Annotated in this window: 13 protein-coding genes and 3 pseudogenes; 3 read left to right on the forward strand and 13 right to left on the reverse strand. The window is 34.8% G+C overall.

Annotated features, from left to right (window positions below; genetic code table 11):
* Window positions 1-706: 706 nt before the first annotated feature.
* From OM966_RS03060 to OM966_RS03090, 7 genes and pseudogenes are all read right to left on the reverse strand, one after another.
* Window positions 707-1,656, reverse strand: a pseudogene (locus tag OM966_RS03060) (IS110 family transposase).
* Between the two features lie 254 nt (window positions 1,657-1,910).
* Complete coding sequence (locus OM966_RS03065; protein ID WP_264328769.1) at window positions 1,911-2,054, reverse strand: hypothetical protein; 144 nt, start codon at window positions 2,052-2,054, stop codon at window positions 1,911-1,913.
* Complete coding sequence (locus tag OM966_RS03070) at window positions 2,038-2,850, reverse strand: hypothetical protein (RefSeq protein WP_264328770.1); 813 nt, start codon at window positions 2,848-2,850, stop codon at window positions 2,038-2,040. The genes OM966_RS03065 and OM966_RS03070 overlap by 17 nt, the downstream gene beginning before the upstream one ends.
* Before the next feature lie 21 nt (window positions 2,851-2,871).
* On the reverse strand, window positions 2,872-4,017 hold the full coding sequence (locus OM966_RS03075; protein ID WP_264328771.1) for a hypothetical protein: 1,146 nt from the start codon (window positions 4,015-4,017) through the stop codon (window positions 2,872-2,874).
* 149 nt (window positions 4,018-4,166) lie between these two features.
* Complete coding sequence (locus tag OM966_RS03080) at window positions 4,167-4,868, reverse strand: ABC transporter ATP-binding protein (RefSeq protein WP_264328772.1); 702 nt, start codon at window positions 4,866-4,868, stop codon at window positions 4,167-4,169.
* The gene (locus OM966_RS03085; protein ID WP_264328773.1) at window positions 4,861-5,643 is read right to left on the reverse strand and encodes an MlaE family ABC transporter permease; all 783 of its coding nucleotides are present in this window, start codon (window positions 5,641-5,643) and stop codon (window positions 4,861-4,863) included. The genes OM966_RS03080 and OM966_RS03085 overlap by 8 nt, the downstream gene beginning before the upstream one ends.
* Window positions 5,644-5,824: 181 nt before the next feature.
* Window positions 5,825-7,268: pseudogene (locus tag OM966_RS03090) on the reverse strand (IS4 family transposase).
* 922 nt (window positions 7,269-8,190) lie between these two features.
* On the opposite strand from OM966_RS03090, the pseudogene purN reads away from it, so the two are divergent.
* Window positions 8,191-8,758 (forward strand): annotated as a pseudogene (gene purN / locus OM966_RS03095) (phosphoribosylglycinamide formyltransferase).
* A gap of 2 nt (window positions 8,759-8,760) precedes the next feature.
* Here the strand turns inward: purN and OM966_RS03100 are convergent.
* The 4 genes from OM966_RS03100 to ribF are packed head-to-tail and all read right to left on the reverse strand — an operon-like array spanning window position 8,761 to window position 12,833.
* Window positions 8,761-10,071: a M16 family metallopeptidase gene (locus OM966_RS03100; protein ID WP_264328774.1), complete on the reverse strand. Its 1,311-nt coding sequence runs from the start codon at window positions 10,069-10,071 to the stop codon at window positions 8,761-8,763.
* A complete protein-coding gene (locus tag OM966_RS03105; RefSeq protein WP_264328775.1) occupies window positions 10,058-11,398 on the reverse strand; it encodes a M16 family metallopeptidase in 1,341 nt (446 codons plus the stop codon). Before OM966_RS03105 ends, OM966_RS03100 begins: the two co-directional genes overlap by 14 nt.
* Before the next feature lie 29 nt (window positions 11,399-11,427).
* Entirely contained in the window at window positions 11,428-11,904 is a 477-nt protein-coding gene (gene lspA, locus OM966_RS03110) for a signal peptidase II (RefSeq protein WP_264328776.1), read from the reverse strand.
* Window positions 11,901-12,833 (reverse strand): riboflavin biosynthesis protein RibF, encoded by a 933-nt coding sequence (ribF, locus tag OM966_RS03115; RefSeq protein WP_264328777.1) that lies wholly within the window; start codon window positions 12,831-12,833, stop codon window positions 11,901-11,903. The genes lspA and ribF overlap by 4 nt, the downstream gene beginning before the upstream one ends.
* A 68-nt stretch (window positions 12,834-12,901) precedes the next feature.
* Between ribF and grxC the strand changes: the two genes are divergently transcribed.
* Window positions 12,902-13,252, forward strand: coding sequence for a glutaredoxin 3 (gene grxC / locus OM966_RS03120; RefSeq protein WP_164224674.1), 351 nt, complete (start codon window positions 12,902-12,904; stop codon window positions 13,250-13,252).
* 116 nt (window positions 13,253-13,368) lie between these two features.
* On the forward strand, window positions 13,369-14,241 hold the full coding sequence (locus tag OM966_RS03125) for a hypothetical protein (RefSeq protein ID WP_264328778.1): 873 nt from the start codon (window positions 13,369-13,371) through the stop codon (window positions 14,239-14,241).
* A gap of 812 nt (window positions 14,242-15,053) precedes the next feature.
* Here the strand turns inward: OM966_RS03125 and OM966_RS03130 are convergent.
* Both OM966_RS03130 and tyrS read right to left on the reverse strand, forming a co-directional pair.
* Window positions 15,054-15,521, reverse strand: coding sequence for an SWIM zinc finger family protein (locus OM966_RS03130; RefSeq protein WP_264328779.1), 468 nt, complete (start codon window positions 15,519-15,521; stop codon window positions 15,054-15,056).
* 68 nt (window positions 15,522-15,589) lie between these two features.
* Window positions 15,590-16,840, reverse strand: coding sequence for a tyrosine--tRNA ligase (gene tyrS / locus OM966_RS03135; RefSeq protein WP_264328780.1), 1,251 nt, complete (start codon window positions 16,838-16,840; stop codon window positions 15,590-15,592).

Below are 16,840 nucleotides of genomic sequence, written 5' to 3' on the forward strand. Positions count from 1 at the left end.
AAAACTTAGGGTATTTTTTGGCGGATTACATAAAATTATAGCGGCTGCATGTCTTTTAAATTTTTTCTACATTCAGCCAAATCGCGCTTATTTTAAGCGTTTAGCACATTATTACAGCGCCACTTACAGTAATATAGAGTCAAAACCAGCATCACTGGGCTTCTTTTGCCTTTTTTTTTCGTTTGGTAAATTTCTTAATGTTTATAGCTTAAGAGACCGAAAATGGTGTCATTCCAGCGCATGACGCTGGAATCTAGTCTTTGTTATGCAGCCACTTATTTAAAGTTAAGTTTCCTGGATCCAAGTAGTCTGGGCACTGGGATGACGATTCTTCAAATCGTCATCCCGCTACGTGTTAGCGGGATCTATGCTAAGAGATACCGCGGCGGTATGGCGTAGAGTCAGCGTTAGCCATAACACAACACTTTTATACTCACCAACTCAGTATCCAATCTGGATTCCAGCGTCAAGCACTGGAATGACACCGAAGGGGCTACTCGGATGACATCAACTATGTTTTTTTAAAAATTTTTTATTGTAATTTTGCAACTTCATATGGGCAATAAAAACCCATTTGTTATAGAAACAGAATTTTGTATCAAACAGCCACCACAGCAATAACTGAAATTGGTTAATGAATATGCGCGTCCACACACATTAAAAGCGCATATTCATTAACCAATTTCAGTTATTGCTATGTAAATTTTTAAATATGCAAATTAACTGCTTCTTTAAGCCTTGCATTAGCAATCACTATTATTTTACGCATTAGAGCTGTTATAGCCACCATCTTCTTCTTACCACTTTCAATAAGCTTAGAATAAAAGGCACTAAGTGCAGATTTGGACCTTGTAGCAGCCATGGCAGCTGTAAAAAGCTTTGAACGAACGTTACTTCTTCCACCTATAATCCTTCGGTAGCCAATAGCTTTACCACTTTCCTTAGGATGAGGCGCAACACCTGCAAGGCTTGCAATTTGCCTTTTATTTAAAGAACCAAGTTCCGGTATGAGACACAATAAACATTGAGAGGTTTTTTCTACCTATTCCAGGGACTGTTTCAAGAATTTTTTGGCATCGTTGCAATTCAGGATTTTCATTGACTATTTTTTGTATAGCTTGATCAAGCTTTTCTACCTGGTTGTTGAGGAATTCAATAGCTTGTTGACAACTTTCCTTAATGTAATCATTTCCAGGAGTTTTTAGCCTATTCTTCTCTTGAACAAGCATTTTCGTAATATCGTCACGACGCTGACAAAGTGCAAACAAGGTGGTTTGTTCTTTTGAGATAGGTGTAAATAGCTGCAAATGTCCACAACGCTCAGAACCATATTGGGCAAGCGCTTTTGCATCAAGACTGTCGGTCTTTGCCAAAGTTCCATGAGATAGAATGAAGTTTTTTAACTTGACGAGTATTAGCACGATGCACAGCAATGTTTCTATCAATAAGAAAATACAATAAGCCAAGCTCATAACCTCCTGTAGCTTCTAAAATTACCATGGAGTTGGGCAAGATATTTGAAAATTTTTGGTAGAGTTGTTTCCAACCAACACAACTATTGTCAAATTTGATGACACCTTTTTGTTCATTAACTGCAGTAAAAAATTCAAGTTTTCCGATATCAATGCCAATAAAATTTTGATAAGATGTAACCATAAAGAACCTCGAGAGTTTAAGTTAAAATTTAAGATTGTAAACGGGTGCATATATATGTCCCAAACAACTATTCAAACGTCTCGAAGGATAGGCTTGAGTACCTTGATATCTACGTATGTTATAATACTACCGTCTTACGGTTGCTCAAGCCTGGCGATAACCACATTTTTATAGAGTTATCTTTCTTCTTGCTTCTTTTTATATCACATTTCCAACTTACAACCTTCTCTATCAATTTTGTTAGTAAAGATAGATCATCTGAATTTGTTATTCCTTTTTTTTCTTAAAAATTCTTCTATCTCCTCAGTTTCTGGTATTGCTGATAAGTCTTGTATTGTTAAATCTTGAATTTTTGCTAAAGATTCTGGTGTAATTTGCTGATTACTTCTGTACCACAAAAAGCTCTGTAAACTTGATTTTCAATATTTTTTCCCATCGTTCTTTTAGAGTGGTATGCAGTTTCGTTTGAGAATTGAATGAAAAAACGATATCTATTATTTGTAATCTAAATGTGTTACTTATATCTGAAAACAGGTTCCCTTTAAAAATAAGTAAGTTAGAAAGGTAGCGGTTTATTTTATCTCTTACTTTTGAGATAAATCTGCCATCAGCTAAGTGCTCAAATTTAGTATCTTTTATGATAGAGAATACGGATTCATACCTAGCTTTTATGGTCGTTTCGAGGAGAAGTTGAAACAATCCAACATTTTCAAGAAAAGCTCTTTTCTGCTGGTCGGATTCATTGTGCGGAACATAATCATCTGTATGTACATAAAAGGCAAATTTTATGTGCTGTGGATTAAACACGCAAGAAAACTTTCCTGTTGTGTTTAAATAGCTTGCCTTATAAACCATATTATTTTCTTGCAATGTCCACCACAAGTTAATGCGATTCAATATTTCTCTTACTTCATTGCCATCAAATCTTTCATCTGAAAGCATTTGTAGTACTTCACCCCGAGAATTGAATAATTTACTATTTAAGAGCGCATTAGTTGCATCAGGGTCTTTTTCGAAAGCAACTATTAGATTATCTAAAATATTTTTATTTTTACTTTTATTATCCAAGCAATCAAAGAATGCTAAAACTTCGTCAACATTTGCACAGTTTTCATATAGCTTAGTACTGAAAATGTTCTTAAGAACCTCAGTAGGAATGTCCATTAGCTTACAAAATAACCTGTTATTTGCCAAAAATGGGTGTAACTTTTCTATTTAAAATGAGGCAGATACGTGACTGTCATAAATCTCTTTGCATCCTAAGAAACCAATACGACTACGGAAGAATTCTGATTCATCAGGCGGAAAAGTATCTTTGAGGTCATCAATATGTTTTAAATTATCAATCACATTTTTATTTTCCAACATTGAAGCGAAGCTATCAAACTCTTCTTCACTCATCTTTCTGTGCAAAAAATCTTTGATCGCTCCAAACAGGCTGGACTGATAACTGAAATCAGAAGGTAGGGCTTCAACTAAATCTTTCTTTAAAAGTAATCTTCTAAGATTATCTTGAATTATTCTTTTTTTGTGGTACCCATCATATCTATCATATGAGCAACAAAGGATTACTGGTATATATTTAGTTATTTGTACAGCAAGCATCTTTTTATCTCTAAAGGCATCAGACATATTCTTCACTAAATCATGGTTGTCAAATAAGTCTACGAAGTTAGATAAGTGTGAGGCATGTGCATATCTTGGATCCCTCCCTAGTAAAAATCCATCTAACTTAAACAGTGTTTTAAGTAATTCTATATCGATAGCATTAACTACTCTAGCAAGCTTTTCATGTGTGTTATAGATTTCATGTATATGATATCTGCCATACCCCTCTTTCTGAATTAAAGGTTTTAAGTCACTTAGGCCTAAATAGTCGGATATAATTTTTGATTTCTCTTTGTCATGAATCTTAGTAGTGACACTTGCTATAAGCCTTGAGTGTCCTACGCAGCAAGAGATAACTTCCCTTATATTAAGATCACCATTCTTGAGAAGCTCTGTTAAAAGTTCTTTGTTACTATCTTTTACCTCAAGAAAATTTTCAAGGTCTGCTGTATATAGACCGTCACCGGAGAACTGGGTAATAGATAAGCTAAAAACTCTACCAAATTTAATTCCTTCCTTAATCCACAAAGACAAAAAGAACTCAGGAAAAAGTGTAATTTTCGCAACTGCCAACAAGGTGCTAATCGATAAATGTAACACCAAAACTGGTATTACACATAGCAAACACAGCACTACCAATGGGGCAATAATAATGTACTTTAATGCTATATTTATGTTTTTTGTCTTCCAGATAGCAATAATCAAGAAGAATGGAGCTGCTGCTATAAAGAGCAGTGCTGTCAACGGTAGCATTATAGCTTGATATAAACGTTTTCTTATGTGCTTTACCGCCATTACAGTTTCATAATTACTACTTCAATTAAATATACTTTAAGAATCAAGCCTTGTCAATTTTTATGTTAAACTGTTTAGTACTCACAATCTCGTTTGTGAACCTATAGCTATATATAACAAATGAATTTTTTTATATACTCGTTATTAGTATTTTGTATTTCCTGAACAGTTCCATGGGAAATGATCTCCCCTTCATATAATACTGCTATTTTGTCAGCTATTTTAAATGCGCTATGAATATCATGTGTAATCGTGATAATTGTAGTGTTAAGATCTTTAGATGATTTTATTATTATCTCGTTTACTATATCTGACATAATTGGGTCCAATCCTGAAGTTGGCTCATCTAATACGATGATTTCTGGATTGTGTGCAATCGCCCTTGCAAGTGCTACTCTTTTTTTCATTCCACCTGATAGCTCTATTGGAAACATATCTGCTATGCTTTCCTCCAGTCCAACATCATTTAACTTCTCGATTGCTAGCTGTTTTGCCTCCTTTTTGCTGATATTAAAGCGCTTTTTATAATTAAAAGATATATTTTCCCACACTGTAACGTAGTCAAATAAAGCGGAATTTTGAAATAAAACCCCAAATTTATTTTTGCTTTTACTATTTATTTTAACAGACCCTGAGTCTGGAGCAAGCAAGCCGATAATTGTTTTTGTTAGTACAGATTTGCCGCTTCCTGAGCCGCCAAGTATGACTAATGATTCCCCTTTAAATATATCGAAACTTAGATCTTTTAGTACTGTCCTATCATCAAAAGATAAGCTTAAGTTCAATATTGATATTATGGGGTTACGCATGTATCAAAGTAATCATGTAGTTTGCTAAAATGATCAGTATGGACGATAAAACAACAGTTGATGTTGTAGCAACACCTACTCCTCGTGCACCTTCTTTGCAATGATAACCGTAATAGCAACTTGAGACAGAAATTATGGCGCCAAATGCAGTTGCTTTAGCTAGCCCAGTTATAAAATCGTACGTATTAAAGAACTGAGCTGTGTATTTAATGTATATATTTAAATTGTGGTTAAATTCGAAGACTGCAGTGATACATCCTCCAAATATTCCTATTAGATCTGCACATACTGTAAGTATGGGAAATACTATGATTGACGCTAAAATCCTTGGTGCAATTAAATACTTGAAAGGGTTGATATTCAAAGTTGTAAGGGCATCTATTTGCTCGGTGATGCGCATTGTACCAATTTCTGCTGCAACTGATGATCCAACCTTCCCTACCATTATTAAGCTGATCAAAACTGGTCCTAACTCTTTAATGATAGTGATCGTAACAAGTTTGGGTATTATCTGCTCTTGGTTAATTAATGAGTCACTCAAGCTGCTTTGTAAAACTATCGCCGCTCCTATAAAAACTCCGGTGAGCCCAACAATTGGCAGAGAGAAAAAGCCTATCTCTATAATTTGTTTTGCTAAGTTGCTAAAATAATATGGTGGCACAAAGCAGTGGTATAGAGATTGAATAAAAAATATGAATGCACTACCAAGCCTTAACAAAAAATTGATAAAGTACCTACCAATTATTCTAACACTATTTATATCAAAAAAGCTCACTTTGTATTCATTTTAGCTAGAGGTTAGTCTTACTGATTTTATTAAAATTTTTATTAACTTTATTGCAAAGTATAGCTGAGATATGTTTTAAGTTCAACATACTTGATGTTTTAATTTAAAGCTCATATAGGGAGAGTAGACCGGCGGACCTTCCCCGCCAGTCTCTCACAGAACCTTACTATTACCCACAAGTATAGAATTCATGAGCAAGTCTCCATCCTTCTGCTAAATCAAAGAGACGTTTCCATCCCTTCCACAAAGCTATAGGGCCTGGTTCTAAGTCATTTTTGCGAGCTAAAAACCCTCCTAACTTGGCCACCCACCTCACAATTTCTCTTATAGGTGGTGGAGTCTCAGGATAGTTTTTTGTCTTAAGCATTTTGGTATATAAAACCTTCCATTCGTCATCAGTCAGTATGACAGTGCAAGAAAGATTCGCTAGCTACCAATGTGATAAAAAATATTCTCCATGCAATTATACTCATAATTGTAAGAAAGCGGATCAATCTATCTGCTGTTTTGAGCTTACATTCTTCAACTTTAAGACCGGATTTCAAAATTTTATGAAAAACCTCTATTCTCCATCTTAAGCAATACCATTGTATTTTTTCTACTGCTTCTTCAAAATTATTAATATTTATATTTGTTAACAAAATCCAGTTCATGGGCTCTTCGCCAAATGGGGGATATTTTTCTATAACATAGACAGCATTTAAATTTAAATTAGGAAGTTTTTGGGTTTTACGTCTAGCGTTGTTTTTTGATGCATTTATCACAAAGTTACTAAACTTTATTTCTAAAACTGTTGTTCTTTGAGGTTTGTTATCGCGAGCAGACTTGAATTTCTCCTTGACAAGACATGCGATTCATCAAATCCCACAATCTTTCACCACCTTTTTCAGAATAAGTCGACTTCTTGTTTACTGTTCTGTTTTGATTTCCTCTTACTACAAAAAGAGATTGATTAGTGGAAGCAACTTCAAATAAATCATAAATATCTGCTTCTCTATCACAAACGGTAACTACCTTAACATCCTTTAATCCAGGATGTTTAGTAGAGTCTTTAAGTGATGCTATCCACCGTATGCTTTCTTTCTCTTCTATGGGAAGAGCAGTATTATGGCTTCTTCTTTTCAACTCCTTTAGGTCTTCAGCTAAGGAAGGTCTAGTACTAATTTTTTGATCCAATAATCCTATAGGTAGTCCTTCTGTTGTAACTGCAAACGTTGTATGCATCATGGGTTTTAAAATTAGTTGTTTTAGATGTTAATCTTGCTGCTATAATCCCTAATCCTTCGGTCTTTTTATGATTTTTATATGAGATATAACTCGTGTCCTGGATAGCTAAGATAGTTGAGTATTCTTTAGCTCTTTCAACAGTTTTAATTATATGACTGTCTAATATCTTTCTTTCAGAAATGGCATCGTTTTTGGAAAAATCTATAAGCTGCTTTACTTTGATGCCAATCTTCACAAGCTTGATTTATTGAACGCTCAGGCGATTCAGCAAAACTATTAACTATTTTTAGAAGCCTTTTACTTAATCTTATATCACCAAAATTAACAATTCCAAATTCACTTTCTGCCCATTCGCCAGTTGAGGTATTTATAGTTCTTTTCATCATATATTCCATTTTTTAGACCATAGATCTATTTATAATAGAAAGTTGAATTAGTAAAATAGCAGCTTTTTCTCCATTTTTAGATTTATGGGTAATAGTAAGTCGCAGAACTGTGCATGAACCTCTCGACTCACACAGCTCTCATTATTCGGCCCTTGCTACTAATTATAGCATAATCAAGGACTCTGTTTTAATCAATTGCTCATCCCATTTCTGGTTGACAAAACAATTAAAACTAAATCCCTTCGCTCCATCTCCATTACAGAGACTTCTTTGCTACTACGCGCCCCTGTTTTTCGCATCGGTACTCTCACCCTTGGAGTTTAGCTCCTTGGATTTCTCCCTTATCATCGAAACGACAGGTTCCCGCAGTTCCACGCAATAGCCCAAAATAGATTCACGCCACCTCTATGCCGGACGCCACCTATCCGGTAAACAAGCTCCCGATAGATTTATCCCAGGTTAGGTTAGACCCCTGGTTTTGACGTCGTCTAGTTCCTTTCGACACTTTATCAGTGGTTCATTTCCATTCGTCTCTCTATTTCATACATGACGCATAATTGCGCCTTTTCCATAACGCTCACTACCTTAGCTCTTTACCAAAGCAGCTTATGGCTGTTTGAAGCCTGCTCTTGTAAACCGGCTCCGAGGGGCCCACCCTCATCTATTGCGTAGCTTTTGCACTTAGTTTGCTCTTACTTGAACATTCTTTGTGTCTCTACGGCACACCTAACCCAAGAAAGGTTTTTCCCACGTCATACCGCGATTCATTCGCGGTATCTCAACATAGATTCCGCTAACGAGTAGCGGAATGACGAATTTGTTGTTTTTCAAATCGTTGGTAAACCTAAGTCACTTTAGCTATAGATTTACTTTTTGAGTTATTTTGTTAACATTAATTATTACACCAAATCAATTGCACAAAATGAAAAAGGTGAAACTTGGGATACTAATTTCAGGCAGGGGATCAAATATGCAGGCCTTGATAGAGGCATGTCAAAATCGTAATTTTCCTGCAGAAGTTGTGTGCGCTATCACAAATAATAGCGAAGCTGCTGGCCTAAAAAATAGCAGAACAAGCAGGAGTGCCAGCGTTTATTGTTAGAGATAAACCACTTGATGCTGATAAAATTCACGAAATATTTGTTCAACATAAGGTTGATTTAATTTGCCTTGCAGGGTTTATGAGAATCCTGCAAGCTAATTTTCTCAGTAAATGGAATAACAAGGTGATAAATATTCATCCCTCTCTACTTCCGTCCTTTAAGGGCCTAAATGCTCAAGAGCAAGCTCTAAAAGCAGGAGTAAAAATCGCAGGCTGTACTGTACATTACGTCACTCCTGAAATTGATGCTGGAGCCATAATTGCTCAAGTTGCTGTGCCAGTGTTACCAGCTGATGATATTCAAAGCCTCTCAGAACGCATTCTAGCTGAGGAGCATAAGTGTTATGTAGAAGCAGTAAGATCAATAGCAGAAAGTATTAATTATTGACCTTAAGTGTTTCTCCCAACTTCAACAAAAAATAAATTTTCGGGTTCCAGTAAAGAGCTTGCCAGTTCGTTTACTTTCTCTAATTTAACGTCATTAATATAGCTAACAAAATCATTTATATGGTTAATATCGCGTTTGTTTGTCTGAATATTATTTAGTTTTGCAACTATGTTGTTATTATTAAACATAGAGAAAACATAGGAATTTACCATACCAATTTTTGCATCCTTGAACAATTGTTCGTCAATTCCCTCCTTTTTTATTCTGCTAAATGTATCTTTTACTGCTGATATAGCTTTGCCAGCAGTAGAACTATCAGTATTAATACTTCCAGCTATAACGTTCCCATGTTTATTGGAAATAATATTTGCATAAACACCATAAGTAATACCCAAATTTTGTCTCAATTCTTTCATTAATATTGAATTTAGCCCCATGCCGCCAAGTGCATTAATTAAGACGCTTGCGTTATAATAATTAGGATCTTCATAAGCTATACCTTTTTGAGCAAAAAATATTACACTCTGTGGTATATCCATAAAAATATTCTTACTTTCTGCAGAACCAAAATCATTTTTCACAGGTATTTTTCTAATTTTTGATCTTTTTGACGGCAATTTAGATAAATATTTATCCAGTAGTGCACTAATTTCTTCCTTTGTTGCACAACCAGCAACACTGATAACTATGTTATCTTTAGCAAAATTACGCTTTATGTATGTTAAAACATCGTTCCTAGTAATGCTCATTATAGTGTCAAGAGTACCGTACACACTTTTTGAGTAAGGGTGTTTTTTAAACAATAACGTATTCAATTCTTCTCCAGCAATAAAAAAAGGATTTTTTTCAAGATTATTAAAATCAACTTTGGCTTTCTCGAAAACTCTATTCAACCCTTCAGAGTCAACTTTAGGACGTATTATAGCGTCGCTTAGTAACGAAATTGCATCCTCTAGATTCTCAGACAAAGTATTTAATAAAACCCTAAATGCTTCTAAACCAGCAATAAAATTTAAACTAATCCCTTTATCTTCTAGCCTTTTTGCAAAATCTTTGGCATCATTTTTTCCTGCCCCTTCTTGAATTATAAGAGAAGTAAACCAACCTAGTCCCTGTTTTTCCGAATTTTCATACACATAACCTGCATCTTTGAATGAGATATTTATCGAAACTTTTGGTAAGTCATAGTTTTCAACAAATAGAAACTTAAATCCTTTACGGGTAGTGACCTCCTCTATATTTAGGTTACCACTTGCTTGTAAATTAAAGCCTAGACAGAAAAAAAATAGAAGTACAAATTTACTTATTCTCATTATCATCTCCTTTTGGCAACAAACGACCAATTAACTTATTAGCAGAAAAAATAGCACGGATTTTATTATTTACATCCTCTAAATTGACATCATTAATCTTGCTATATGAAATATCTATTTCATCAAGTGGAATACCAAGCGCTAGCTGTGAGCCGTAAAAGAATGCTATATTCTCTAAGCTAGATAAGTTATCAAACTGTGCTGCTTTATATCTATATTTTGAGCTTTGCAACTCCTCATCCGTTATTCCTTTAGACATGAAGTTATTAATAGCATTTTCTAATTCTCTTTCAACAGTGCCTAAATTAACCCCGCTTTTTGGAATGACCTGAATATTAATATAGCCATCACTAAAAGTTAAACTATTGTAATAAGCAGATACTGATACTGCCACATCTTTATCTAAAACCAAATCTTTATACAGTTTGCTGGATTTGCCGCTACCTAAAATGTCAACCGCTAAATGAGCAGCAGAGGTTTCACTTGTGTGCTTAAATAAAGAAACACGATAACGAAAATATAAAACTGGTTCTTTTACTTCAGTGCTCTCTAAAATCACCAATAAACCTGCATTATGCACTGGATCCTGATTTGGGTAATGTCTCATTACAGGCTTAGCTTTAATTTCGCCATATTTTTCTTCTGCTAATTTCACTACTTCATCAAATTCCACATCACCAACAATCAGTAATATTGCATTGCCGGGGTGATAATAGTTATTATGAAACCTCGTTATGTCATCCTGATTGTAAGTTTTGATATCGCTCTCCCAGCCAATAACAGATCTGCCATAGCCAGTACGGTAAAATGCACTATCCATTTCTTCCCACAACAAGCTGTTAGGATGATTATCAAATCTCATCTTCCTCTCTTCCAGTACAATGTTTTTTTCTCTTTCTATTTTATCTTGGGTAACATTAAAATTGCCCATTCTGTCTGCTTCAACTTCCATTGCCAGTGGTAAGTCATTTTTAAGGACTAATTCGTAGTAACAGGTATATTCCTTAGTAGTAAACGCATTAAACTGGGCCCCAATGCTACTCATAGTGGCTTCTATATCTGTGAACTTCCCTGTAGTTTCAAACATTAAATGTTCAAAGTAGTGAGCCAATCCTGCTTTGCCAATTGGATCATCCATTCCCCCAACTTTGTATATTACTGCATGTAAAACGGCTGGAATCCGATGATTAGGAACAACATAGACATCTAGTCCGTTAATGAGTTTAGCATGTTTTATGTCGTGCTCTATGCTTAAAGCCTTCAAAGAAATTGGGTAAGTAAAAAAGAGTGCAGGTAGTATAAGAAAACTAAAAAACTTATGAAGCATTATTTCGACCTAATATAAAAACAATTATTTTATTCCTCATTTTGTTTAGAAATAAACATATCGTATATATACCACTTATATAACAATGTAAACATTCCACAAACTATAGATAAATCCGCTAAATTAAAAGCTGGCCAATACCAATCATCAATATGAAAATATATGAAATCATATACAGCTCCCCAATAAATCCTATCAACTACGTTTCCGATTGCTCCACCAATCATCAGAGAAAACCCAAGGTAAGTTGACTGATCATCAGACTTGTATATCAAGTATGCAAGTATACCAATTATTAGTATTGAAAATGCTGAAAAAAAGAAACCGCTATGCGGTAAAGCGCTACACATTCCAAAACTAATGCCTGAATTCCAAACTTCAACTAGCTTTATAAAGCTAGCGATCTCAATTGATTCTCCCTCATCAATCAATGAGTTTATGTACAATTTGCTCGTTTGGTCAATCAATACTATAATTAATATAACAATTAAGCATAACTTTTTCATAAATTTGTCTTTAACCTATAAATTTTAAGTATATCATAATTTATCTGTTTTGTTAACTCCTCAATACTATGGAATTTTTTTTCTGACCTTATGAATTTTAAAAGTTGTATATTAACTTTATGATTATATAAGTCTTCATCAAAATCGAATATGTGCATTTCTATTATAGGCTTTTTCAGATCCTTAAATGTAGGTCTCATACCAATATTGACTACTCCATATAACCAGTTTGGGTTATTATAAGAAAACATCACTTTAGCGTAATATGTACCAAATTTTGGTTTTATCATGCAATCTTCTATAGGAATATTTATGGTTGGGAATCCTATTTCTCTACCTCTACACGCACCCTTTGTCACAACACCAGAAACTTGATGAGGTCTACCAAGTAATTTATTAGCAATGTCTATTTCACCTTTCTGTACATACTCTCTGATTGAAGAAGAAGAGCAAATTTTGCCGTCAATTATTAATGGCTCTAATTTAGTCAAAGAGTATCCGTATGTTTCAGAATATTTCTCTAGAGTTAATATATCACCCAATCGTTTATGACCAAAAGTGCAATTTTCTCCGACAATTATGTGTTTAGCGCCATATTTATCTATTAAAATCTCACTGATAAAGTCATCGCAGCTAACCTCAGAAAAACCTCTACTAAAATTAATAATATACAAGTAATCTATACCATAGCTGCTGATTAGTTCCTTTTTTTGTTCTTGGTCTATTAACCTAAAATTGTTTCTACCAAATAAAACAGTTGATGGATGAGGCTCAAAAGTTAAAACTGCAGAGGGTAATCCTCTTTCTTGTGCTACCTTCTTTAGAGTGGAAATTGCAAATTCATGTCCTAAATGAATGCCATCGAAATTTCCAAAGGTTAGTGCTATATTATTTTCTATCCCTTGCTCACAATTATAAATAATTTTCATACAATTTGATGTTTTTACATGTTTCTTATATATAATAACTATATTTTAGCAAGCTACGGAGATAAATTGTGAAAAATACTAAAGGAAAAGTTATAATATATGTAAAGCATCACTGCCCATTCTGCAAAAAAGCAAAAGAGTTACTGGATAAAAAAGGTGTGAAATATGAAGAAATCGATGTGCTCAAAAACTCAGATCTATTTAACGACATAAAATCAAAGTATAACGTTAGAACAGTTCCACAGATCTTTATTAACGATAAGCACATTGGGGGGTGTGACAAATTGATGGATCTTGAAAAAGAAGGAAAGTTGGATGATATGCTAAATAATAATGACAATCACACTGATGTCACAACCTACACAAACAGCAATGATGAATGTGGAGAGTGTGTTATACCACATGATGATTTTATGTAACTTTTTATCTTGTTTTGTCGTGTAATACGTAAATGAAAACTAGTATGCTCACTTTAAACAATTCTTAATGAATTAAAAATACAATTCATTTAGTGAGTTTTTTTTAGTGGGAAAAAATGACAAAAAATATTTCAATTATTAGCAGAAACTTAATTAGTATCGAATTAGTTAACAAACAAGATTTAGAGAATTTCATCAAGATTTTCACAGTGCTTGATAAACATATAGCAGCTAAAACACTTTTTACAGAAGAAGTGAGAATAGAGTATAAACAGCACAACGGCAAAGAAGTTGTTGAATTGCTAAAAGATACAGACTTTACATATCATGAAGTTGAAAATGTATTGAACCACCTGAGTAAACATGGAATGAAGGTGCCCAGCAGTGTTATAGCACACACCCTTTTTGCTGCATACAATCACGCACTTGAATCTAAGAATGTAGCATTTTCTTTTTCTGAAGGCTCTCCAAAATTTAACATCAGAGTGAGTAAGAACATCTTCATAATAACTCCTATGAGTGAAGAGAATTTGGAATTGAATTCACAAAGTAGCAAGGCATTAATAGAGTCGTTACAGAGCGAAAAAAATATTTATGATTGTATAGTAGAAAAAAATACCATTAAAGTTATAGTGCATTCTGAAATACATCAAGCTATAAATTTGATTATAAAATCACTGATAAAGTCTCGCCTTTTAGCAAAAGAGGAAAAAGGAAAATTCAAAGAGAAATTAAGACAACTTACCTTTAAGGGTCAAGCTTTTGTTGAGTATTCCAGTATCAAAACCATCAGTAGGTACCCACATAATCATCCTCTGAGAAAGCATGAAAGTATTACTAAGGACATAGAAAATATTTTATGTGATTTCATAACAAATGAGAATAGCGAGTTTGCTATAGAGCGGTTAAATAAGCTGAGCTCAGCAGTTTCTCCAGATACTCCAAGAATCATCACTAAAACTATAGATAAACTTGTTAAATTTTATTAAGGTATACGAGAGCCAATAGACTTCTTGTATTACCTTCTGTCATCCAAGTAGCCAAGCTACTTGGTTCTTTTTTTGGGTTCCAGCACTATGTACATAGCTGTACAAACATTGTAGCCGTTATTCAAGTAGCCCGCAGAAACGAAAAAACTTCCTTGACAAACTCCGCCAGCCCCCTTATTATGACGATAAGGGTATCTATGACTCAAAACTTGTTTTTGACCTGCAGGCTCAATGACAAAATTCAGTAAAAAACTCAGGGTATTTATTGGCGGATTACATAAAATTATAGCGGCTGCATATCTTTTAAATTTTTTCTACATTCAGCCAAATCGCGCTTATTTTAAGCGTTAGCACATTATTACAGCGCCAGTTTAAATTATTATAGGGTCAAAACTCGCACCACGGGGCTTCTTTTGCCTTTTTTTTCGTTTGGTAAATTTCTTAATGTTTGTAGCTTAAGAGACCGAAAATGGTGTCATTCCAGCGCGTGACGCTGGAATCTAGTCTTTATTATGCAGACACTTATTTAAAGTTAAGTTTCCTGGATCCAAGTAGTCTGGGCACTGGGATGACAGGAGAAGGTACTACCCTGATAACCGTCATCCCGCTACGTGTTAGCGGATGAGATACCGCGGCGGTATGACGGTTAAGTATCCCGCTACTTGTTAACGGCTGAGATACCGTGACGGTATGACGGTTCGCGGCGGCATGACGATAACCTCGTCATTCTGCTACTCGTTAGCGCCGCGGCGGTATGATGTCTTCCTTGGATCAGCTATAGATTACCTGATCTCACCATCTTTCCAATCACTTTATACATAATTCTCGGATTTTGAAAACTTACTTTGAGTGAATTGCTCATATTCTTTATCCTCTAGTTCTTCAAAAATCTCAGGATAATGTTCACTGGAACGAGTAATTATTGAAATTAGCTCTTGTTTTGTTTTTTTAAGTAAAAACCTTTCAAAGAGAGTCTGTTCATCTGGGCGCGCAGACGACCGATACTCCTCTCTGTCAAGATCAATCAAAGCAAAACCTGTTGCAGCCATATGCTTACATGGACCAAAGTAACAGAATGCAGGGCAGAAACATGTTCCACTGAAAAGAGGACCATCATGCTTTAGTGTTACTCGATATACATTTGATCCAACTACCTTTGATTTAGCTTGAGATTCATTAACAGATATAATCTGTACCTTTCTTTTGTTAAAATAATCTCTTCCGCTAGAGAGGCAGGGTTCTTTGATAAGACCTGTGATACCTTTATAATACAGTCTCATTTTTGCCTCCTTATTTCATATATAAAGCCCTCAATTTTCTAATATATCCTTTCTTCCATAAAAATTTATTAACCCACCACGACTTTTATATGGCGTTTTTTTCCTGCAGATAATTTTATAAATGGCTGACCTTTAAAGCTCTCGAAATTTATTATATAGTTAACGTCATTTATAATATTATCATTAACTTTGCACCCGTTGCCCTGTATTAAACGCTTTGCTGCGCCTTTTGAAGGTTCAAAACCGGTGTCACGCAGTAGGTTTACTAAGGATATGCGGCTTGCAACTTGTGCTTTTTTTATGATGTAATCAGGAAGTAGTGAGCTATCTTCATTCTCAAAAGCAGAGACTGCAGCAGATAGTGCAAGTTCCGCTTCTTTGTCACCATGACATATTTTTGTCACCTCTGTTGCTAAAACTTTTTTTGCTTCATTTATTTCCTGATCTTTTAAGGATTCTAACTTTTTGATCTCATCAATTGACACATCAGTGAGCAATCTCAAAAAACGTCCAACATCTTGATCATCAACGTTGCGAAAATATTGCCAGTAGTCGTAAGGCTTTAGCATATTATCATCAAGCCACACTGCTCCACTTTCAGTTTTGCCCATTTTTACCCCTTGAGCATTCAATAAAAGAGGGGCAGTAAGGCCAAACAGCTCAGGTAAATTCAACTTTTTTCCAAGCTCAATTCCGTTTACTATATTTCCCCACTGGTCTGACCCTCCAATCTGCAGACGACAGCCATGCTTTTTATTCAACTCAACAAAATCATAAGCCTGCAATAGCATGTAATTAAATTCCAGAAAGCTTAAGGTTTGCTCTCTATCCAGCCTGGTTTTCACACTATCAAAACTTAGCATACGATTTACAGAAAAATAAGCTCCTATATCACGCAAAAAATCTATGTATTTTATGTTATTCAACCAATCTGCGTTATTTACTATCATTGTACCAGTCTTGCTGTCATTAAAAGACACCATTTTCTCTAATATTCTCCTTATGCTGGATGTATTTTGATTGATGTTCTCTACGGGCAAGATGCTTCTTGCTTTATCTTTGAAGGATGGGTCACCAATTTTTGTTGTGCCACCTCCAAGTAAGACTATCGGCTTATAACCAAATTTCTGCAGGTGACGGAGCATCATAATCTGAATTAGGTGACCAGCATGAAGACTTGGTGCTGTGCAATCAAACCCAATGTATGCGACTATATGATTATTTTCGGATAATAGCTGATCTAACCCTTCAATATTTGTACATTGGTATAGGTACCCTCTTTTTTGGATAAAATTTAAAAACTCGGACTTGTGTTTCAT

This window comes from Wolbachia endosymbiont (group A) of Andrena hattorfiana, from assembly GCF_947179565.1.
Taxonomy (GTDB): domain Bacteria; phylum Pseudomonadota; class Alphaproteobacteria; order Rickettsiales; family Anaplasmataceae; genus Wolbachia.

Coding starts and splice junctions, on each gene's coding strand:
- OM966_RS03125 (WP_264328778.1), top strand. CDS start 13,369: ATGACAAAAAATATTTCAATTATTAGCAGAAACTTAATTAGTATCGAA.
- OM966_RS03130 (WP_264328779.1), bottom strand. CDS start 15,521: ATGAGACTGTATTATAAAGGTATCACAGGTCTTATCAAAGAACCCTGC.
- tyrS (WP_264328780.1), bottom strand. CDS start 16,840: ATGAAACACAAGTCCGAGTTTTTAAATTTTATCCAAAAAAGAGGGTAC.
- OM966_RS03080 (WP_264328772.1), bottom strand. CDS start 4,868: ATGCGTAACCCCATAATATCAATATTGAACTTAAGCTTATCTTTTGAT.
- OM966_RS03100 (WP_264328774.1), bottom strand. CDS start 10,071: ATGAGAATAAGTAAATTTGTACTTCTATTTTTTTTCTGTCTAGGCTTT.
- ribF (WP_264328777.1), bottom strand. CDS start 12,833: ATGAAAATTATTTATAATTGTGAGCAAGGGATAGAAAATAATATAGCA.
- OM966_RS03075 (WP_264328771.1), bottom strand. CDS start 4,017: ATGCTACCGTTGACAGCACTGCTCTTTATAGCAGCAGCTCCATTCTTC.
- lspA (WP_264328776.1), bottom strand. CDS start 11,904: ATGAAAAAGTTATGCTTAATTGTTATATTAATTATAGTATTGATTGAC.
- OM966_RS03105 (WP_264328775.1), bottom strand. CDS start 11,398: ATGCTTCATAAGTTTTTTAGTTTTCTTATACTACCTGCACTCTTTTTT.